14 protein-coding genes are annotated in these 21,265 nt (G+C 70.4%); 9 read left to right on the top strand and 5 right to left on the bottom strand.

What is annotated here, in order from left to right; all coding sequences use genetic code 11:
* Nucleotides 1-28: 28 nt before the first annotated feature.
* From C7C45_RS19235 to C7C45_RS19225, 3 genes are read left to right on the top strand one after another with little or no spacing between them, the layout of a single operon-like run.
* Nucleotides 29-328: a hypothetical protein gene (locus tag C7C45_RS19235; RefSeq protein WP_110565103.1), complete on the top strand. Its 300-nt coding sequence runs from the start codon at nucleotides 29-31 to the stop codon at nucleotides 326-328.
* A gap of 38 nt (nucleotides 329-366) precedes the next feature.
* Nucleotides 367-2,085: a tyrosine-type recombinase/integrase gene (locus C7C45_RS35085; RefSeq protein ID WP_244200444.1), complete on the top strand. Its 1,719-nt coding sequence runs from the start codon at nucleotides 367-369 to the stop codon at nucleotides 2,083-2,085.
* A gap of 24 nt (nucleotides 2,086-2,109) precedes the next feature.
* On the top strand, nucleotides 2,110-2,913 hold the full coding sequence (locus C7C45_RS19225; RefSeq protein ID WP_110565067.1) for an HAD family hydrolase: 804 nt from the start codon (nucleotides 2,110-2,112) through the stop codon (nucleotides 2,911-2,913).
* A gap of 55 nt (nucleotides 2,914-2,968) precedes the next feature.
* Here the strand turns inward: C7C45_RS19225 and C7C45_RS19220 are convergent, their stop codons facing one another.
* Nucleotides 2,969-3,712 carry a Fic family protein gene (locus C7C45_RS19220; protein WP_110565066.1) on the bottom strand — a complete coding sequence of 248 codons (744 nt, stop codon included), beginning with the start codon at nucleotides 3,710-3,712 and terminating at the stop codon, nucleotides 2,969-2,971.
* 560 nt (nucleotides 3,713-4,272) lie between these two features.
* Here C7C45_RS19220 and acs point away from each other — a divergent pair.
* The 5 genes from acs (at nucleotide 4,273) to C7C45_RS19195 (ending at nucleotide 15,814) form a co-directional block, all read left to right on the top strand.
* A complete protein-coding gene (gene acs, locus C7C45_RS19215) occupies nucleotides 4,273-6,237 on the top strand; it encodes an acetate--CoA ligase (protein WP_110565065.1) in 1,965 nt (654 codons plus the stop codon).
* A gap of 223 nt (nucleotides 6,238-6,460) precedes the next feature.
* Nucleotides 6,461-9,256 carry an immune inhibitor A domain-containing protein gene (locus C7C45_RS19210; protein ID WP_110565064.1) on the top strand — a complete coding sequence of 932 codons (2,796 nt, stop codon included), beginning with the start codon at nucleotides 6,461-6,463 and terminating at the stop codon, nucleotides 9,254-9,256.
* 374 nt (nucleotides 9,257-9,630) lie between these two features.
* A complete protein-coding gene (locus C7C45_RS19205; RefSeq protein WP_244200443.1) occupies nucleotides 9,631-11,937 on the top strand; it encodes an immune inhibitor A domain-containing protein in 2,307 nt (768 codons plus the stop codon).
* A gap of 320 nt (nucleotides 11,938-12,257) precedes the next feature.
* Complete coding sequence (locus C7C45_RS19200; protein ID WP_110565062.1) at nucleotides 12,258-14,690, top strand: immune inhibitor A domain-containing protein; 2,433 nt, start codon at nucleotides 12,258-12,260, stop codon at nucleotides 14,688-14,690.
* Between the two features lie 191 nt (nucleotides 14,691-14,881).
* Complete coding sequence (locus C7C45_RS19195; RefSeq protein ID WP_110565061.1) at nucleotides 14,882-15,814, top strand: alpha/beta fold hydrolase; 933 nt, start codon at nucleotides 14,882-14,884, stop codon at nucleotides 15,812-15,814.
* A gap of 4 nt (nucleotides 15,815-15,818) precedes the next feature.
* Here C7C45_RS19195 and C7C45_RS19190 read toward each other — a convergent pair whose 3' ends face one another.
* Nucleotides 15,819-16,184, bottom strand: coding sequence for a hypothetical protein (locus tag C7C45_RS19190; protein WP_110565060.1), 366 nt, complete (start codon nucleotides 16,182-16,184; stop codon nucleotides 15,819-15,821).
* The gene (locus tag C7C45_RS19185) at nucleotides 16,181-19,126 is read right to left on the bottom strand and encodes an SseB family protein (protein ID WP_110565102.1); all 2,946 of its coding nucleotides are present in this window, start codon (nucleotides 19,124-19,126) and stop codon (nucleotides 16,181-16,183) included. Before C7C45_RS19185 ends, C7C45_RS19190 begins: the two co-directional genes overlap by 4 nt.
* 152 nt (nucleotides 19,127-19,278) lie before the next feature.
* On the opposite strand from C7C45_RS19185, the gene mycP reads away from it, so the two are divergent.
* Nucleotides 19,279-20,502: a type VII secretion-associated serine protease mycosin gene (gene mycP / locus C7C45_RS19180; protein WP_110565059.1), complete on the top strand. Its 1,224-nt coding sequence runs from the start codon at nucleotides 19,279-19,281 to the stop codon at nucleotides 20,500-20,502.
* A gap of 85 nt (nucleotides 20,503-20,587) precedes the next feature.
* Here mycP and C7C45_RS19175 read toward each other — a convergent pair whose 3' ends face one another.
* A complete protein-coding gene (locus C7C45_RS19175) occupies nucleotides 20,588-20,881 on the bottom strand; it encodes a WXG100 family type VII secretion target (protein WP_074316082.1) in 294 nt (97 codons plus the stop codon).
* Nucleotides 20,882-20,903: 22 nt separating this feature from the next.
* On the bottom strand, nucleotides 20,904-21,224 hold the full coding sequence (locus C7C45_RS19170; RefSeq protein WP_110565058.1) for a WXG100 family type VII secretion target: 321 nt from the start codon (nucleotides 21,222-21,224) through the stop codon (nucleotides 20,904-20,906).
* Between the last annotated feature and the right edge of the window lie 41 nt (nucleotides 21,225-21,265).

The raw sequence follows: 21,265 nt of genomic DNA, 5'->3' as shown, positions 1-21,265 counted from the left end.
CATCCCTCGTCCGATGAAGGAGGGCGTGATGCCCACCGTAGTTCACCCTGCCCTGATCATCGCCCTGCCGCTGCTGGTCGGCGCGCTGCTGATGGTCTTACGCCCTCACCTGGCCGGCCTGCGGCACGCCTACCGGGAGGCGGAAGCGGCGATCCGTTCGGCGCTTCGGCTGCCGCCTGCTCTCGGCTCGGTCTCGGCAATCCGTTGCCCGCGTTGCTGCCGGTGGGTGAAGCCGCGCCGGTTCGACCTGCGCCGGATGTCGTGCCGGTCCTGCGTCTCGACGCTGGGCCGTGGCCGTCGCGGTCAGGGCGGTGACCTGTGCCTCTGATCAACATCATCCCGGGGGACAAAATCCCCGTCGCGCCGATGAACGTGCGTCTGCCCGCGTGGCGGGTTCCGGGCTGGCTGCTGGTGTTCTGGTGGCTGGGTCGGGGTCTGTTCCGTCTCGCTGTGCTGGCGGCCCGTTACTGGTGGATCACCGCGCCTGCGGGCCTCGCGCTTTGGGTGCGGGTCGAGTTCGGTGGCCTCGTCTTGGCCGGCGTCGTCGCGGCGGTTGCCGCCGGTTGCGTGGTCTGGTGGCGGTGGCACCCGTTGTCGTGGCTGCGATTCGGCTGGTACCCGCTCGTTGCCCGAGTCCGCGCCCTGGTGGTCTACCGGCCCCGGTGGGCGTCGGTCATGGCCACCTGCGGATTGGCGACCGTGTTCGGCGGTGACCGGTACGTGCCCCGCCTGCTGCGGGTGCGCTGCGACCGCTACGGCGATGAGCTGACCGTGCGGATGCTGCCGGGCCAAATCCCCGACGACTGGGGGCAGGCCGCGGAACGCCTCGCCTACGCATTTCGCCTGCCCACCGGTCAGGCCCGCTCGACGGACCGGCCGGATCGGGTGGTGGTCCGCTTGATGCGCCGCGACCCGCTTGCCGGCATCGTCGCGCCACTACCGGTCGGCGACGTTCCGGAACTGGACGGGCTGCCGCTCGGCGTCCAGGAGGACGGGCAGGCGTACCGGTTGCGGCTGACCGGTTCGCACGTCCTCATCGCGGGCGTCCCGGCCGAACACCGGGGAATCGTTTGCGCCGCCGCTGGGGCGGGACTGCGGTGGGGTGAGTGCGCGGGCCTGCCGTGGGAGGCGGTCGACCTTGACCGAGGGCTCTTGTACGTCGCCCAGGTGGCCGTGGAGACCCACGGCGGGATCGTGCTGCGGGCGTACCCGAAGAGTCGGGCCGGCGTGCGGGCGGTACCCATGCCACCGTTCCTCGTCGACGAGCTGCGCCAGCGGCGCGGCGCCGCCTCCCCGGACGGCCGGGCGCTGGTCTTCGCGGACCGGGACGGCGGGCCGCAGCGGCGGTCGAACTTCCGGCGGCGGATCTGGCTACCGTCGTTGGTGCGGGCCGGCCTGCTCGGTCGGGTCACCGAAGGGGCACCGGGCCGATGGCTGGCGGTGTGGCCGGACCGGGACGGCCGGGAGCAGCGGGCGGAGTTCCCGACGCAGGCGGCGGCGGTAGCGCACGCGGCGGCATCTGCAGTCGGCGGGCTGCGGTTCCACGACCTTCGGCACTCGTACATCACCTGGCTGGTGACCGACGGCGTGCCGGTCAACGTGGTGCAGCGGGTGGTCGGGCACGAGAAGGCGTCGACGACGCTGGACCGGTACACGCACACGCCCGAGGACTACGCCGACCGGGTCCGGCTGACCTTCGCTGACAATTCGCTGACTTTCCGTCCGTCGCCTCGACCGACCGACCCGGAAGACACGCCTTCACCTGGCCGGGAGCGCTCCCCGCAAAGGGACGACCCCCGTCGGGGGGAGACGGGGGTCGTCGAAGGTTCGGCTCCGGGGGGGTCGAGCCGAACCACTCAGCGGCCACGGGGGGTGCAACCGCTGAGAGTCTGTCTGTTTCGAGGATGTGAAGGCTCGTCGTACGGACAAGTCTGCCTGAGCGGGCCCGTCACGTCGAGTGGTGCCGACTCCACTCACTGCGAAAATCTCCTCGCAGAGTGTGATCGCGATCACACGGAGCGGAGTTGGTGGTGCCAGCCCGCAGGTCCGAGGGGTGGCTTGACCCCGGGCACCCGCCGACGATAGACCATCCGGCTAGACTTTCGCGCCGTGGGCCGAAGTGCCGCTTTCTTCGATCTAGACAAGACCGTCATCGCCAAGTCGAGCGCCCTGGCGTTTGGTCGGCCGTTCTACCGGGACGGGCTGATCACCCGGCGTGACGTGGTCAAGTCGGCGTACGCGCAGCTGATGTTCCGGCTGGGCGGCACCGACGAGCAGACCATGGCCCGAACACGGGACTACCTGGCTGCGCTCTGCAAGGGCTGGCAGGTGGAGCAGGTCCGCCAGATCGTGGCGGAGACACTGCACGAGCTGATCAACCCCTACGTGTACGCCGAAGCCGCCGCCCTGATCGAGGAGCACCAGGCGGCCGGGCGGGACGTGGTGCTGGTCTCGGCGTCCGGCGAGGAGATGGTCCGGCCGATCGGCGAACTGCTCGGGGTGACCGACGTGATCGCCACCCGGATGACGGTGCAGGACGGCCGGTACAGCGGCGAGGTCGAGTTCTACGCGGCCGGTCCGAGCAAGGTCGAGGCGGTCGGCGAGTTGGCTGCCGCCCGGGGCTACGACCTGGCCGACTCGTACGCCTACTCCGACTCGTACAGTGATCGCCCGCTCTTGGAGTGTGTCGGCCACCCGAGCGTGGTCAACCCGGACCGGCAGCTGCGCAAGCTGGCCTCGGAGAACGCCTGGCCGGTGCTGGAGTTCCGGCATCCGATCCCGCTGGGCCGTCGCCTGCGGGAGCGGCCCGCCGTTCCGGTGGCCGCAGCCGCGCTGGGGGTCGGGGTGGGCGTGGCCATCGGCATCGCGTGGTACGGGCGGCACCGTCGCACCCGCGCCGCCGCCAGCGCGTGACCTGCGCCGCCGCCAGCGCGTGACCTGCGCCGCCGCCAGCGCGTGACCCGCGCCGTCAGGCGGCGAGGATCTCGTCGCCGATGGCGGTGAGTTGGTCGGCACCCACTTCGACGGCGGCCATGTAGTGGCGTAGCCAGGAGCGCAGCCCGTCCGGGGTGCCGGTGGCGAAGGCGCCGGCCGAGCCGACGTACTCGGGCTCCCGCTCGCGGTGGCCGACGTCGACGGCGAGCAGGCCCCGCGGGTCGAGGCCGCTGGCGAGCAGCACCAGACGGGCGGCCCCGCGGGCCACCACGCCGGACGGCCCGGCGAACGGGCGTAGGTTCAGCAACTCCCCGTGTACGACGGCGGCGAGCACCAGTGGGGAGACCTTCGTGCCGCCGGCGACCAGCCCGGCCAGCCCATCGAGGCGGGTGGCGACCACCGGGTCGGCTACCGGGCGGCCCAGCTCGGCTTCCGGCACCAGTTCCCGGGCGGCGAGCACGTGCAGTTTCGCGAGCGCCTGCCGGGGGGCCTTCGGCCAGAGTTCACTCAGGCCGGGCAGCGCCCCGGCGACCCGCAGCGCCCCCTGGAGCACCGGATCGGTGACGGTGCCGGCGCGGACCGCCTCGCGTTCGTGCACCGCCCCCTCCAGGGCGGCGCTGGCCACCGCTGAACGGAGGCTGACCTCGGCCGCGACCTGTCCGCCGTTCCGGCGCAGCGCACGGTGCCCGAGTGCCTGGTCGAACCGCTCGCGGGCACGCTCGACGGTGGCGGAGATGTCGGCGAGCGCGAGCAGGGGCGCGAGCGGGTCGGTGGTCACCCCGCCACGCTAGCGACCCGACTCCGCCGCCCGGGCCGCACCCGCCCGCATCGCGGCTCCCGCCACCAACCGCACCACCTCACCCGACGATCCGGGCAAGGTCAACACGAGGTCGCCGAACTGGGGGTATCCCACCGCCTCGATACCGCCACATCGCCGACCTCGTGTCGATCAAGCGCGGGCGGCAGGCGCGCGGGGCAAGGGCGACCGCAGGCGCGTGGGGCAGGGGCGCGGGGCAGGGGCGGGGGGCAGGGGCGCGGCGTGAGCGCGGGCAGGTGCGCGACCGCAAGCACGCGGGGCAGGGGCGCGACCGCAAGCACGCGGGGCAGGGGCGCGACCGCAAGCACGCGGGGCAGGGGCGCGACCACAGGGGCGCCAGGCAGGCAGGCCGCGCAGGGGCGTGGCGTGAGCGCGGGGCTGGGTACGGGGTGCGACGGCCGTCGGGCGCGTGGCGGGGGCCGCTCGGCGCGACGGCGTGGGCAGCCGTCGCCGGTCGAGGGCCCCGCGACTACCCTCGTGCCATCGAGACGCAGGTCACCCCGAGGACGAGGAGTCACGGCATGAGCGAGGCATTGGCCAATCTGCTGAGTGAGACGCGCCAGTTCCCGCCGCCGGCCGAACTCGCCGCGCACGCCAACGTCACCGTCGACGCGTACGCCGAGGCCGAGGCCGACCGGCTCGCCTTCTGGGCGAAGCAGGCCGATCGTCTGACTTGGTCGAAGAAGTGGGACGAGGTGCTCGACTGGTCGAACCCACCGTTCGCGAAGTGGTTCGTCGGCGGGCAGCTCAACGTGGCGTACAACTGCCTGGACCGGCATGTCGAGGCGGGCCGCGGCGACAAGGTGGCGATTCACTGGGAGGGCGAGCCGGGCGACACCCGCACCATCACGTACGCGGATCTGCACGAGTTGACCTGTCGCGCGGCGAACGCGCTCACCGACCTGGGCGTTACCGCCGGCGACCGGGTCGCCATCTACCTGCCGATGATCCCGGAGGCGGCGGTGGCCATGTTGGCCTGCGCCCGGATCGGCGCCGCGCACAGCGTGGTCTTCGGCGGCTTCTCGGCCGACTCGCTGAGCAACCGGATCCAGGACGCCAGCGCCAAGGTGGTGATCACGGCCGATGGTGGTTACCGGCGGGGCAAGCCGTCGGCGCTGAAGCCGACCGTCGACGAGGCGGTGGCGAACTGCCCGTCGGTGGACCACGTGCTGGTGGTGCGCCGCACCGGTGCGGAGGTGGCGTGGTCGGAGAAGGACCTCTGGTGGCACGAGACGGTCGAGACCGCGTCGGCCGAGCACACCGCGCAGCCGTTCGACGCCGAGCACCCGCTGTTCATCCTCTACACCAGCGGCACCACGGCCCGGCCGAAGGGCATCCTGCACACCACGGGCGGCTACCTCACGCAGGCGTCGTACACCGCGAACGCGGTCTTCGACCTGAAGCCGGAGACGGACGTCTACTGGTGCACGGCCGACATCGGTTGGGTCACCGGTCACTCCTACATCGTGTACGGCCCGCTCTCCAACGGGGTCACGCAGGTGATGTACGAGGGCACCCCGGACACCCCGCACAAGGGTCGCTTCTGGGACATCGTCGAGAAGTACCGGGTGAGCATCCTCTACACCGCGCCGACGTTGATCCGCACGATGATGAAGTGGGGCGAGGACATCCCTGCCAGCCACGACCTCTCGTCGCTGCGGCTGCTCGGCAGCGTTGGTGAGCCGATCAACCCCGAGGCCTGGATGTGGTACAGGGAGCACATCGGCGGCGGGGCACTGCCCGTCGTGGACACCTGGTGGCAGACCGAGACGGGCGCCATCATGATCTCCCCGTTGCCGGGTGTGACCGCGGCCAAGCCGGGTTCGGCGATGACTCCGCTGCCGGGCATCGTGGCGGACGTGGTGGACGACCAGGGTCAGTCGGTGCCGAACGGTGGTGGCGGCTACCTGGTGTTGCGGGAGCCGTGGCCGTCGATGCTGCGCACCATCTGGGGTGACGACGAGCGGTTCATCGACACGTACTGGTCCCGGTTCGAGGGCATGTACTTCGCTGGTGACGGGGCGAAGAAGGACGACGACGGGCACATCTGGCTGCTCGGCCGGGTCGACGACGTGATGTTGGTGTCCGGGCACAACATCTCGACGACCGAGGTGGAGTCCGCGCTGGTGTCGCACCCGTCGGTCGCCGAGGCGGCGGTGGTGGGCGCGACCGACCCGACCACCGGTCAGGCGATCGTCGCGTTCGCCATCCCCCGGGGCAGCACGGACATCGCCGGCGAGGCGGGTGAGCAGCTCATCGCCGACCTGCGCAACCATGTCTCGAAGACGCTCGGCCCGATCGCCAAGCCGCGGCAGATCATGCTGGTGCCGGAGCTGCCGAAGACCCGCTCCGGCAAGATCATGCGCCGGTTGCTGCGGGACGTGGCGGAGCACCGGTCACTGGGTGACGTGACCACGTTGCAGGACTCGTCGGTGATGGACCTGATCTCCTCCGGGATGACCGGCGCGAAGTCCGACGAGGACTGACGGCAGACGTACCCCAGCGGTGGGTGGCGGTCCGGACGGACCGTCACCCACCGCTGTCTTGTGTGGAGGTACGTACCGCCGCGCTCCGACCGAACGGATAACGCATCGATCACGAACCCGCCGCGCGCGTTGATTCTCATTTAGTTTCACGCGCGTCGGGCGGTGTCGATGCGCCTCACCGCGCCGGAGCCGACCGACGTCCTCTGCCCGAGAACGGAGTGGCATGAAAAGAACTTCCCATCCGGGGTCGCGCCGACGACTACTCGTCGCGCTACCCGTCATCGCCCTCGCGGCCACGTCACTGACCGTGACCGGCAGCGCGGCGGCCCAGTCGTCGTCCAGCACCCCCCGGGCGGTGATCGGCGCCGACGAGTACTACATCAACTACGCCGAGCCCGAGGTGCAGCCGGACACCACCGGCCGTGAGGTCAAGGGCAAGGGTGGCGTCTACACCCCTGCCGCGGCGTCCGCCCGCGCATTCGACCAGAAGCACGCCCGGGGCAACCCGGTCGCCGCGCGGCAGCTGGCCAAGGACGAAGCCAAGTCGCTGAAGACGGGCAAGAACCCCCGCCAGTTCAAGCAGTCGCCGACCACGCAGACGGCGAAGCTGCTCACGCTGCTGGTGGAGTTCAACGACAAGGCGAACGACGACTTCACCGGGGTGATGGTCCCCAAGACGGTGTTCGAGGACCGGACCTGCGTCCCCGGCACGGTGCAGAACGGCCCGAAGCACAACAACATCCCGAACCCGGCGACCCTCGGGTACGAGGACAACAACTCGATGTGGGTGCCGGACTTCTCGCCGACGCACTACAACAAGATGCTCTACACCAAGGAGGGCATCACCGAGCGGGTCCGCAAGGACCTGAAGGGCCCGGACAACAAGAAGGGCATCGACCTGTCCGGGCGCACCATGCACAACATGTACCTGGAGATGTCGAAGAACGCGTACACGGTCGCCGGGCAGGCCAGCCCGTGGATCACCGTGCCGCACTCGGAGGGCTGGTACGCGGCGAACCGCTGCTTCCAGGACGAGACCGGCGCCTGGGTGCCCGGCCGTGAGCAGTCGATGAACGGTCACCCGGACAACCCGGCCGGCGCCGGCCGCCTGGCGACCGACGCGATCGACTCGCTCGCCGCGAAGGACCCCAGCTTCCCCTGGGCCGACTACGACATCGAGGACCAGGCCGACCGCGACGGCGACGGCAACCTCTTCGAGCCCGACGGCGTGATCGACCACCTCGTGCTGGTGCACGCCGGCCAGGGCAAGTCCCGTGGCGGCGGCGCCGAGGGCGTGTACGCCGTGTGGGCGCACTCCTCCACCGTCGCCGGTGGCTACAGCATCCCGGGCACCAACCTCAAGGTGTCGAACTACATCGTGCAGCCGGAGGACGCCGGTGTCGGTGTCTTCGCCCACGAGTTCGGTCACGACCTGGGCCTGCCGGACCTCTACGACACGTCCGGCAACGCCGACTCCGACGTGGACTTCTGGGACCTGATGGCCTCGGGCTCGCACTCCGGTGAGATCTTCCAGGCGCTGCCGACGCACATGGGCATCTGGGACAAGTGGGTGCTCGGCTGGGCCGACCCGCTGACCATCCGCCCCGGGTCGAACCCCCGCGAGGTGAAGCTCGGCCAGACGTCGCGGACGCCGATCGACGCCGAGGACGGCATCAAGGTCGACCTGCCGGACAAGGTGACGACGCTGGCCACCCCGCACAGCGGCACGAAGATGTGGCACAGCAACAACGACCAGGAGTGGGCCGACGTCACGCTGAGCCGCTCGGTCAACGTGCCGGCCGCGGCCGACTCCAAGTTCTGGATGTGGAACAACTACATCATCGAGGAGGACTGGGACTACGGCTTCGTCGAGCTCTCGACGGACGGCGGGACGACCTGGACCGAGCAGAAGGTGTACGACGAGGCCGGCACCGTGGTCACCACGCCGGACGGCTACGCCGACCCGAACGGCCGGATGAACGACTTCGGCGGCAAGAAGTACGGCCTGACCGGCAGCACCGACGGCTGGCGGCACGACTACGTGGACCTGTCGGCGTACGCGGGCACGACCGTGCAGTTGCGGCTGCGTCAGGCCACCGACGAGGCGTTCCAGGAGCGCAACTGGTTCGCCGACGACTTCTCGGTCACCGGCGGCGGCGCCACCACCTGGAGTGACGACGTCGAGGGCGGCGCCAACGGTTGGACGGCCACCGTGGGCACCTTCGTGGACACCACCGGCGCGGGTTGGAAGGTCTCCAGCGGCACCGAGGTCCACGCCCAGTACTACCTGGCGGAGTGGCGTAACTTCGACGGCTTCGACAAGGGTCTGCAGTACACCTACGACACGATCTACTCGCACGACGCGTGGAAGGTCGACCGGATCTCGTACAACGCGCCGGGCATGTTGGTCTGGTACCGGGACACCGCGCTCGGCGACGTCAACCACGTCACCGGGCAGATGACCGCGCTGCCCAGCTACGGCGCGAAGGGCGGGCTGCTCATCGTCGACTCGCACTTCGACCCGCTCCGGCGCACCGGCGTGGCGGCGACGAAGGACCCGTCGGTGACGGACAACCTGCCCAGCCGCCCGCAGTCGGCCAACGCCGCCTTCACGCTGCAGAAGACGTACCCCTTCACGGAGTGCCTGGAGGCGGCGGGCGAGCTGTACAGCGCGTACTGCACGAAGTTCAAGGCGCAGCCGCCGGTGCAGGCGTTCACTGACGCGAAGGGCTGGTACCCGGGCATCGAGATGCGCGACGGCGCTCCCTACGCCCGGGACAACGACGCGTCGGTGGTGCTGCCGTCGCGGAACAACGCGCCGTACACCACCCGGGTCACCCACCCGGACGGCAGCCCCGCGCCGGAGTTCTACGGCGTGACCCTCAGCGGTGGCGCGATCGTGCTGGGCACCGGTAACCCTGGTGACCAGGGCGTGAACTACGGCGTCTCGCTCACGATCAAGAAGGCGGCACGGGACAACTCGTCCGCCACGATCTTCGTCACCCCGGCGAAGAAGTGACCCGCAACAGCTCCGTCGTCTGACGGATCAACGCGGCGGCCCGCCCGGAGCAGCATGCTCCGGGCGGGCCGTTCCGCGTTCGGGCCCACCGCACGACGTGACGTTTCCGTCGGCCCGGGCGCTAGGTATCGGGAACCTCGTAATCCCGCGAGGCATCGACGATCTTGACATCACCGTCGTGTAAAAAGTTGCCTCAGGCCACGACCGTTTCGTCACGATTTATCGCTCCGAAACCACTCAGAACCACCTTCGGCCCGCTTGATCGACTCGTGACAACCGGTCGGATGCTCTGTAAAGGTGTGTATCGCACGACATGACAGTGACTGCTTCGACGATCGCTGTCATGTAACACAGGTCCACAAAGGAGGAGACCTTTGAGGCGACGAGTCACAGCCGGTCTGGCCACCGCCACGGCCGCGCTGCTGGCAGCGGGAGTCATGGCGACGCCAGCCTCCGGCGCCCCGGCGGCAAACCCGACCCCCTCATCCGACAAGGCGAAGCACGGCCGGGAAAACCTCCCCGACCCGAAGGCGGATCAGCAGCGGGAGATCCGCAAGCAGGCCATCGCCGACCTGCTCTCCGGCAAGGCCAAGCTGGAAAACCGCCACGGCTCGAAGGTCATCAAGATCAAGGACCGGTTCGTCGAGTACCAGCAGCCGCCGAAGGTCGACCCGATCTTCACCATGCTGGTGAACTTCGGCGACAAGACCGACCCGCGCACCGGCGGGGCAGCCGGCCCGACGGTCGGCCAGATCCAGGAGCCGGACCGGAACTGGGACGGCGGCGCGACCGACGACAACACCACCTCGTGGTCGTCGAACTACGACCGCCAGCACTACCTGGACACGTTCTACGGTAGTGGCGGCGAGTCGATGCGGGACTTCTACCTGAAGCAGTCCGGCGGCCGCTACACCGTCGGTGGCGATGTCAGCGACTGGGTCACCGTGCCGTTCAACGAGGCGCGGTACGGCAGCAACGCCATCCCAGAGAGCGACGGCTCCTGGAACTTCATCAAGGACAGCGCCACGTCCTGGTACGACTCCCAGATCGGACTGGGCAAGACCCCGGAGCAGATCAAGCAGTACCTCTCCCAGTTCGACATCTGGGACAGGTACGACTTCGACGGCGACGGCGACTTCAACGAGCCCGACGGCTACATCGACCACTTCCAGGCGGTGCACGCCGGTAAGGGCGAGGAGGCCGGCGGTGGCGCCGAGGGCGAGGACGCCATCTGGTCGCACCGCTGGGGTGCCTTCACCGACCTGACGGGCAAGGCCGGGCCGGCCGGCAACCTGGCTGGTGGCGTGCAGATCGGCGACACCGGTCTCTGGATCCGCGACTACACCACGGAGCCGGAGAACGGCGGCCTGGGCGTGTTCGCCCACGAGTACGGCCACGACCTCGGCCTGCCGGACCTGTACGACACGGTCGGCGGCGACAACGGCGTCGGGTTCTGGAGCCTGATGTCCGCCGGATCGTGGCTGAGCCGCGGCAAGGACGACATCGGGACGACCCCGGGCTACATGGACCCCTGGTCGAAGCTCTTCCTCGGCTGGCTGAACTACTCCACCGTGGAGTACGGCAAGGGCACCACCCAGGTGACGCTCGGGCCGGCCGGTGACAGCGATGGGCCGAAGGCCCAGGCGGTCGTCGTCAACCTGCCGCCGCAGGAGCAGACCAGCACCTACAACACGCCGTTCGCCGGGTCGAACGAGTGGTGGGGCGGCAGCGCGGACAACCTGAACAACAGCCTGACCCGCCAACTCGACCTGACCGGCGCCAGCTCGGCCTCGATCAACGCCAAGGCCTGGTACGACACCGAGGAAGACTACGACTTCTTCTACGCCGAGGTGTCGACCGACAACGGTGCCACCTGGGCGTCGGTGGACAGCCCGCTCATCGACGCCGGGGAGACCGGTCTCGACGGGTCGTCCGGCGGCAAGTGGGTGGACCTGAACTACGACCTCGCGGCGTACGCCGGAAAGGTCATCCAGTTCCGCTACCGCTACCAGAGTGACAACGGGACGAACCTGACGGGCGTGTTCCTGGACAACATTTCGCTGGTCAAGGACGGCACGGCGGCGTGGACCGACGACGCCGAGACGCTGGCTGCCGAGTGGACCGCCGAGGGCTTCACCCGGATGGGCGGCTCGGTGACCGCCTCGTACCCCCGCTTCTACATCGCGGAGAACCGGACCTACGTCGGGTACGACGACGCCCTGCGGACCGGTGGGTACAACTACGGCTTCAGCAACACCCGGCCGAGCTGGGTGGAGCGGTACGCGAACCAGCCCGGCATGCTGGTCTGGTACGTGAACTACGCCTACGGCGACAACAACACCTCGGAGCACCCGGGGTACGGCCTGGACCTGCCGGTCGACGTCCGCCCGGGCGCGATCACGGTCAAGGGCCAGGGCACCGTCACCAACCGCCGTAACGGCTTCGACGCGGCGTTCAGCCGGCACGACAAGCCCGCCCAGACCTTCCACCTCAACGGGGTGCCGGTCACCCTGCCGAAGTTGAAGGCCAACCCGGTCTTCGACGACAGCGCGGTGGACCGCTACTGGACGGCGGACAACGAGCAGAACTCGGTGAAGGTGGCCGGCACCGGCACCCGGATCGAGATCGTCAAGCAGGGCAAGAAGCCGACCGATGACATGGTCGTGCAGATCAGGAACTGATCGCTGAGTGGACAGTGGGGCCGGTGGCGGAAACGCCACCGGCCCCACTGTCGTACACCGACCGAGTTGATCGATGTTGGTCACTGCAAACCGGGCCGCCCGCCCTCGGCTGACCAGCGTGGCTGATGAAACCCCGGTATGTGACGGTGAAAAGCATTGCCAACAAAATCTTGCAACAAATCGACGCATGCGTCTTCCCACCCGTCGCAGCAGTGTCTATGTTCACCTTTGGTCCCCCTAGTGGGATCGATATCCCACCGGCCTGTACCCCCGTTGGGTCGGTTCCCTCAAACCGGAGGTACCACGTGCGCAAAGTCGCAGTGGGTCTGCTCGGGCTCTCACTGACGGCGACGGGCCTGTTCTACGGCCCGTCCGCCTCGGCGGCTCCTCAGCCCAAACTGCCGGCGGCACCGGCCGCCGCCGAGCCGCAGGCGTTGAAGGACGAACTCCCCGACAAGCTCGAGGACAAGCGCCGCGCGCTGCTTCAGCAGGGTCTCAGCGACGTGCTGAGCGGTCGGAGCAAGCCGATCGAGCGCAATGGAAGCACGGTCGTCAAGGTCGGCGAGACGAGCGGCGCCAGCGGCACCAACGCCCGCGCCGCCGCCGGCGCGAAGAAGACCAAGGATCAGTACGTCGAGCTCAAGCGCCAGAAGACCGACAAGATCTTCGTGATCCTCGCCGAGTTCGGTGACGAGCGGCACCCGTCCTTCCCGGACAAGGACATGAACCCGGACGTCGCCGGGCCGGCGACCTTCCAGGGACCGCTGCACAACAAGATTCCCGAGCCCAACCGGGCCGTGGACAACTCCACCATCTGGCAGCCGGACTTCAGCCCGGAGCACTTCCGCCAGGTCTACTTCGGCACCAACCCGGGCGACGAGTCGCTCAAGCAGTACTACGAGGCGCAGTCCTCGGGTCGCTACAGCGTCGAAGGCGAAGTGACCGACTGGGTCAAGGTCCGGTACAACGAGGCCCGCTACGGTCGCTCCGACGACCCGATCGCGGACGACTCGACCAACCCGGCCAACGACCCGGCCGTCTGCGCGGACAACGTCTGCCCGAACACCTGGAACCTGATCCAGGACGCCGCGAACCAGTGGGTCGTCGACCAGAAGGCCAAGGGCCGGACGGACGCGCAGATCGCCGCGGAGATGAAGTCCTTCGACCAGTGGGACCGGTTCGACTACGACGGCGACGGCGACTTCAACGAGTCGGACGGCTACATCGACCACTTCCAGATCGTCCACTCCGGCGGCGACCAGGCCGACGGTGACCCGCAGCAGGGTGAGGACGCCATCTGGAGCCACCGCTGGTCGGCCTTCAACAGCTCGCCCGTCGGCCCGCCGAACTTCCCGATCGGCGGCACCCAGATCGGCAACACCGGTGTCTGGATCCGCGACTACACGATCCAGCCGGAAAACGGCGGTCGCAGCGTCTTCTACCACGAGTACGGCCACGACCTGGGCCTGCCGGACGACTACGGGCCGGCCGACAACAACAACGAGCACTGGACCCTGATGGCCCAGAGCCGGCTCGGTGCCAAGAACGACGTCGGCATCGGCGACCGTGGCGGCGACCTCGGCGCGTGGAACAAGTTCCAGCTCGGCTGGCTCGACTACGAGACCGTCGTGGCAGGGCAGAAGAAGACGCTGGAACTCGGCCCGCAGGAGTACAACTCGAAGGAAGCGCAGGCCGTTGTGGTCGTGCTGCCCCCGAGGGAATACACCTTCAACTACGGCGCACCGTTCGAAGGCTCCAAGCAGTACTTCTCCGGTAACGACGACAACCTCGACACCAAGATGACGAGGACGTTCGACCTCACCGGTAAGTCCACGGCGGCGCTGTCGCTCAAGGGCAAGTACAGCATCGAGTCGACCTACGACTTCCTCTACTTCGAGGCGTCGACGGACGGCGGTCAGACCTGGACCGACCTGGACGGCACGGTCAACGGCGCGCCGATCGGCGTGGACGGCGCGGGCCGCCCGGCCCTCGACGGCAGCAGCAATGGCGCGTGGGCGGACATCAACATCCCGCTGACCTCGGTCGCCGGCAAGGTGGCGCAGGTCCGCCTGCACTACGTCACCGACGGTGGTGTCTCCGAGGGCGGCTTCTTCGGTGACGCGATCACCGTGACCGCCGACGGTCAGACCGTGTTCACCGACGGCGCCGAGACCGACGGTGGCTGGACGCTCGACAAGTTCCAGGTGGTCGGGTCGACCTACACCAACGAGTTCGACAACTTCTACATCGCCGGCAACCGGTCGTACGTCTCGTACGACAAGTACCTGAAGACCGGCCCGTACTTCTTCGGCTACGCGAACACCCGCCCGGACTGGGTGGATCACTACGCGTACCAGGAGGGCCTGCTCATCTCGTACTGGAACACCCGGTTCTCCGACAACAACACCGCGCCGGCGTCGGAGGCCAACCCGGGTGGTCACCCGGGTGAGGGTCGCAACCTGTACATCGACGCGCACCCGGAGCCGCTCTACAACCTGACCGGCGCTCCGTGGCGGGCCCGGGTCCAGGTGTACGACGCACCGTTCAGCCTCAAGAAGGCTGACTCGTTCACCCTGCACCTCAACAGCCAGCCGCAGTACGTCCGTGGTCAGGATGCCCAGCCGCTGTTCGACGACACCAAGAAGTACTTCTACGACGAGCTGCCGAACCACGGCGTCAAGCTCCCCGCAACCGGTGTCAAGATCAAGGTTCTGGAGCAGGACGGCACCTCGATGAAGATCCGGATCAGCTGACCAACGATCCCGCTTCAACACGCGACGCCCGGGCAGGGTCACCTGCCCGGGCGTCGCCCTTTGTCGAGCGCCCGCGCGCAGTGACACACCCGGATCCGGTGCCTCTCGCCGGTAGGGGACAACCCGGGCTTCTCCCTGTTCAACGCGACCACCAGGGCCGTCGGCAGCAACCGGGTCCTAGGCTGTCTGCCATGACCGACCAGCGCGGCGGAGCCGTCGACGAGTCCTGCGTCCTCACCGAGGGGCCGTGGACGCACCGCTTCGTCGGCGCCAACGGCACCCGGTTCCATGTGGTCGAGGCCGGCACCGGGCCGATGGTGCTCTTCCTGCACGGCTTCCCCGAGCACTGGTGGGCGTGGCACCAGATGTTGCCGGCCGTCGCCGACGCCGGCTTCCGAGCGGTCGCCGTCGACCTGCGCGGCTACGGCGCCAGCGACAAACCACCCCGCGGGTACGACGGCTACACCCTCGCCGCCGACATCGCCGGATTGATCCGCGCCCTCGGTGAACGGTCGACGACGATCGTCGGCGGCGGCGTCGGCGGCATGGTGGGCTGGACGGTGGCCTCATTCCACCCGGCCCTGGTCCGCCGGCTCGTCGTGCTGGGGGCGCCACACCCGCTGCGACTGCGCGCCGGCATCTTCGCCGACCCGCGCGGGCAGTTCGCCGCCTCCACCCCCGCACTGAAGTTCCAGCTACCCCGCTACGAGCACGTACTCACCCGGGACGGCGCGGCTGCCGTCGCGGAGATCCTGCGCCGTTGGGGCGGGCCACGCTGGGTGGCCGGGCCGGATTTCGAGGCGTACGCCGATCGGTGCCGGGAGGCGATGTGCATTCCGCAGGCCGCGTTCTGCGCGATGGAGGGGTACCGCTGGGCGTTCCGTTCGCTGCTGAGGTTGCACGGCTACCGGTTCGTCCGCCTGATGCAGAAGCCGCTGACCACCCCGACCCTGCAACTGCACGGCGCCCGGGACGTCGCGTCCCTGCCACGCACCGCCCTGGGCTCCGGCCGCTACGTCGTCGCCCCGTACGAGTGGCGGCTACTCGACGGGGTGGGGCACTTCCCCCACCTGGAGGCACCGGAGCTGGTGCTCGGCGAAATCCTGCGCTGGGCCAAGAGCTGACCGCTCAGACCCGCTGCTCCCGCAGGTCGGTGACCTCGGAGGCCGGTGCCCAACCCTGGTAGACGCCGAAGTCGAAGACCTCCAGCCGCATCGCCTCGGCCACCGGCCAGCGCCCACCGGTGTATTCCACCCGCAGCCAGGCGTCGTGCTCGCCGAGCACGATGAACGGCTGCCCCTGCCAGGTGCAGGTGGTCCGCACGTACGCCAGATCCTCGATCTCACTCGCCGGCAGCACCCGGACGTAGCGGCCCGCGCGGACCTCCTCGAAGCCCTCGCCCGGCTCGGGCTGGTAGAGGCGGATGTTGTCGCCATCCGGGCTGGCCTGGTATTCCCGGCCCTGCCAGCGGGCCACGTAACCGTCGCGCATCACGCCTCACCGACCCGTCGCCAGACCACCGCGTCGGTGTCCAGCTCCGCGACCACCCGCTCGGTGCCGTCGGCACCGATCCGCCACAGTTGCGTGCCGTGCGGAAGGCGCGCGCTGTCCACCTTGAACTCCGCCACCACGTCGCTGCTCTCGCCCGGGGCGAAGCCGTTGCCTCGGAACGGCGGCCGCTCGATGACCCAGCCCTCCATGGCCCGCATCGCCGGCTCGTTCTGACCGCCGTACGGAATCCGGTAGAGGCTCGGCCGGTGCGCCGGCCAGCGCAGCACGTAGATCTCCTCAGCGTCGCGCGCGAACGGCGAACCGGCGTAGCTGAGGCCGAGCGCGTCGTGCACCTGAGCCGGCGTGGTCAGGTGGGCCAGCTCACCGGCCCGGTGCACGAAGCCGGAGACCCGGTCGTATCCCCGGTCCAGGTAGTAGGCGAGTTGGCTGGGCGCGATCGCCTTCTGCATGACCGTCGGGCGGGCTGGGTCGACCGCCGCCGGGGCGTACCGGGGTCGGGCGGTGGGCTCCGCCACGGCCGGCGCTTCCTCCGGGTCCACCTCCAGGTCGTCACCGAGCCCCACCTCGGCGGCCCAGTTGGCCAACGCGACGATCTGATCCCCGGGCAACTTGGCGCCGACCGGGGTGCCCGGGTTGACGGCGAACGACCAGTCCTCGTCCGGCCAGCGCCGGATCAGTTGGGCGAACTTCACCCGGACCGTGTCGACCTCGTCCTCGACGTGGTCGGCGAGGCGTTCCGGCGACGTGTAGACCACCACGTACGTCTCGCCGTCGAGCTGCCCGGTACGCCAGACGAAGCCCGAATCACCCGGGCGGCTCCCCCGCGCCGAGTCCGGTGCCGCCGGCAGCAACACCCGGGCCAGCAACAGGGTGGACAGGAACGTGTCCGTGCTGCCGGCACTGGCGGCGCCGAGCAGGTCTTCCTCGACGGTGTTGGCCGGCTCGAAGTCGATCGGCGCCGGTTCGTCGGCGGGCGGGCGCTGCCCGTCGCCGCCCACGCTCGTGCTCTCGTCGCTGACGGTGTGCTCCGAGCCGGTCACGCCGACCGACGAGCCCGCGTCGGCGTGCTCGCCAGCGACCGGGACGCCATCGCGGTGATCGGTGTGTACGCCGCCATCACCGCGCAAAGGAGCGCCGCCCGTGCCGCCGCTCAAGCCAACGCCGCCCATGCCGGCGTCGCTCAAGCCAACGCCGCCCATGCCGGCACCGCTCAAGCCGGCGTCGCTCAAGCCGGCGTCGCTCAAGCCGGCGTCGGCGTGGCCGGTGTCGGCCGGGTCCGTGGAGGGCGGGGCGGAGGGGCCAGGATCGGGCCGACTGGGGCTGAACGACGACGGACTGAACAGGCCCGGGCCGGAGTGGGCCGAACCGAACGACGGCGGGGCGGCCTCGGCGGGGCGGGGCCGCGGGGTCGCCTCGAACGGACCGCTGGTCTCGACCGGGTCGGTGAGGTCGCGGGACTCGATGATGGTGCCCTCGATGACGATGGGCGTGAACCCGCGGCGCGGCGCGGGCGGGCCGGAGACCGGTTCCGCGACGGACGTCGACAACTCATCGACCGGCCCGAACCGGCCTGGTGGGATCGCCTGGGTCTCGTCCGCCGGAGGGCTGGGCCGCTGCGCCGCCCTGCTCGGCGGCGGTTCACCCGTCATCCGGAAGGCCCGGGTGGGCTCCTCTGCGATCGGAGCGGGTCGGCGCGGCGGCAACGGCTGGGTGACTTCCTCCCCGGATGCCGGTGCGCGTACGCCCCGGGAAACGCCGAGATCGCCGGCCGGCTGCCGCAGCGGCCGGGTCGCGTCCGGATCCGTCATCGGAAAGGCCCGTGTCGCGGCCTCCTCGCCCGGCGCGTCGGCCGGGCGGCGGCGTGGGAAGGGTTGGCTGCCCCGCCCGAATCGGGTTGGTGGGGCCGCGCGGTCACCGGATCGGCCCACGCCCGATGCCGGGTCGGACACCCGATCCCGGGCGGGGGCGGGGTCGAAGAAGGAACGCCGAGAGCCCTGGGGGCCACCGTTGCCGTTGCCCGCGGCCAGACCGTCGGCGTCGCCCGGCCGATTCGCTGCGGGCCAGCCCACACCCGGGCCCGGTTGGTCGGCCGGACCAGCACCGGGACGGTCGGCGGGTGCCAACGGTGTGAACCGGGACGGCCGGCCCGTGCGGGGCAGCGCGCCGGTGCCCGACGCGCCACTTCGGGGTGGGTCGCTCGGGTACCGCTGACCGGCGGCGGGCAGGTCTTCCTCGCCGGGTCGGCGCGACGGCTCAGCGGGCCCGGGCATCCGCGGTGCCGGGCCGGGCGTCGACGGCGTCCCCGCCGTCCAGGGCATCGCACCCCGCGCGGCCCTCCGGGGCGGGATCGGGGCGGGTGGGATCGGGGCGGACGGGATCGGGGGCGGCGGGATCGGGGCGAGCCCGGGCGGCGGGGCACTCGTCGTGGGAGGCGATCCAGCGGCTGGCCCGGCGTCCCGGCCGGACGCGCCCGTCCGGGTGCGAGCCAGGGTCTCCGCCCGCTCCAGGCGAGCGCGCGCGCCCATGGCGCGGCCGGGCAGTCGCACGTCGTCCCGGGAGAGTTGCGACACGAACCAGGCCGGCAGGTAGCCCTCGACCGGCAGACCCGGGTTGACGGCGAGCCACCACTCCTGGTTGGGCCAGCCGACCGCGAGGTCTGCGAAGGGAATGCGGCGGTTGCTCCCCGGGTGCTCGCCGAGGCAGGCCCGCAGGGCGGCAGCGGACGTGAAGGCCAGCACGTGGGTCCGGCCACCGGTGGTCCAGGTGCCCCAGCCCGCGGGTGCCTGGCCGGGCTGCGCCGGCGCGGAGACCGGCAGCAACAGGTCGCTGCGGGACAGGAGCCGGAAGTAGAGCTCCTGGTCGTTGGCGCGCAGCGCGTCGCGCATCGCCACCTCGGCCTCCGTGGCCGGCTCCCATTCGGTCACGGCCACCTCTCCTTCCGAGAACAGGCCACAGGTATCGCGTACAACCTACAAGGTCATACCAAGATCACAATGGCTGGCCATCAGCGGTCTGCCGGGGCGCGAGCGAGGCGATAACATCCCGTCCCGGAGCCGACACGATACGGAGGCTGTCAATGTCTCGATCGATCACGCGCCCGGTCCTCGCCGGTCTCGCCGCCAGCCTGCTGACCGTACCGGCCCTCCCGGCCGTCGCCGCCACCGCCAGGCTCCGGACGGCACCGTCGTGCGCGACCCCACTCGCCCCCGTCCAACCGGTCACGACCACACCGTGGCCACAGCAACGGTACGACCCCGCCCGGCTCGCGCCGCTGGCCACCGGCGCCGGGGTGACCGTCGCGGTGGTCGACTCCGGGGTGGATCGGGTCCACCCCCAGTTGGCCGGGCGCGTGCTGGCCGGCACCGACCTGCTCGACCCCGGCGGGGACGGCAGTCAGGACTGCGCCGGACACGGCACCGGTGTGGCGAGCATCATCGCGGCGGCACCCCGGCCCGGAGTCGCCTTCCGCGGCTTGGCGCCGGGTGCCCGAATCATGCCGGTGCGGGTGAGTGAGCAGCAGGTGGTGCAGGGGCGGGAGTCGGGGCGTACGGTCAGCGCCGACGAGTTCGCCCGGGCCATCCGGTGGGCCGTCGACCACGACGCCGACGTGGTGAACCTGTCCGTGGTGCTGTATGCCGACGACCCGGAAGTCCGTTCGGCGGTGCGGTACGCGGTCGACCGAAACGTGGTGCTGGTGGCCGCCGCCGGCAACCTGCACGACAGCGGGGACCCCAAACCGTTTCCCGCCGGCTACGACGGGGTGCTCGGCGTGGGGGCGATCGGGGCGGACGGTGGGCGGGCCGCCTTCTCGCAGACCGGCTCGTACGTCGATCTGGTCGCCCCGGGCAGCGAGGTGCTGACCGCAGCCCCCGGGGCGGGCCACCATCAGGTCGAGGGCACCAGTTACGCGGCGCCCTTCGTGGCCGCCACCGCCGCGTTGCTGCGGGAATACCGGCCCGAGTTGACCGCCGCCCAGGTAGCGGAACGCATCATCGCCACCGCCGATCCAGCTCCCGGCGCGGGCCACGGCAGCGGGTACGGCGCCGGCGTGCTGAACCCGTACCGGGCGGTCACCGAGACCAGCGGCATCCGCGCTGCCGACCCGCAGCCGGTCGCCGTGCTCGCCGACGACCGGGCCGACCCGGCGCTGCTCGCCCGCCAGGCCCGCCGAGCGACAGCACGGGACCGGGCCCTGCTGGTCGGCGCGGTGGTCGGCACGACCGCCGCCACCGTGGCGCTGCTGGCCCTGGTGTTGCCTCGTGGTGCCCGCCGACGCTGGCGCCCGGCCGATCCGGCCTGACCCGGCGAGCTGACCGCCCCGACCGCTGAGCCGCAGCGGCCGGAGCGCTGACTCGGACACGGTCAGCGCTCCCGGCACACCGCGGTCACTGGAACAGCCCGGTGTTCTTCTTCTCGGTGTCCAGATAGTCGGCGGCGGAGTCGTTCACCGCCAGCTTGATGTCACGCAGCATCGCCTGCAGGTCCTGCGAGGCGGACCGCCACCGCGCCTGCCGCTGCTCGTAGGCCTGCCGCGCCTCACCCGTCCAGCTCGCCACCAGCGGGGCCGCGTCGCGTTCGAGTTGGCCGAGTTGCGAGTCGAGTGTGTTCAGCGCCTTCTGAATGTCCGCGCCGGCCTGCTGAAGCGCGGCGAAGTTGACGACCAGCACACCGTGGTCCATCGGATTCCCCTCCCGAGCGGGATCAGAGCGGCAGCTGGATGCCGCCGCGGTTGGTGCCGGCCACCCGGCTGGCCGCGTCGTCGTCGGACACGTCGTACTGCCGGCCGGCGGTGCGGATCGCGCCAGCGGTCTCCCGCAGCGCCCGGTGCAGCGCCGCCTGGTCCTGCGACCACTGCTGCTTGACCTGCTCGAACGACCGGCCGCCGGCACCACGCCAGGCCTGCTGCAACACCTGCAGCTCGGCCAGCAGGCCGGTCAACATCGACTGCAACGACTGGTCCACCTGCTCGAACTTCGCGGCGGTCTGCTGCATCACCGCGGCTTCTGCCTGGGTCTGGGACACCCTTACGTCACCTCGTCTCTTCAATCGCACCTTGGCCGTCG

Origin of the sequence: Micromonospora arborensis (assembly GCF_003205615.1) — a bacterium.
GTDB lineage: Bacteria > Actinomycetota > Actinomycetes > Mycobacteriales > Micromonosporaceae > Micromonospora > Micromonospora arborensis.
This window is presented reverse-complemented; position numbering and strand designations above follow the sequence as displayed.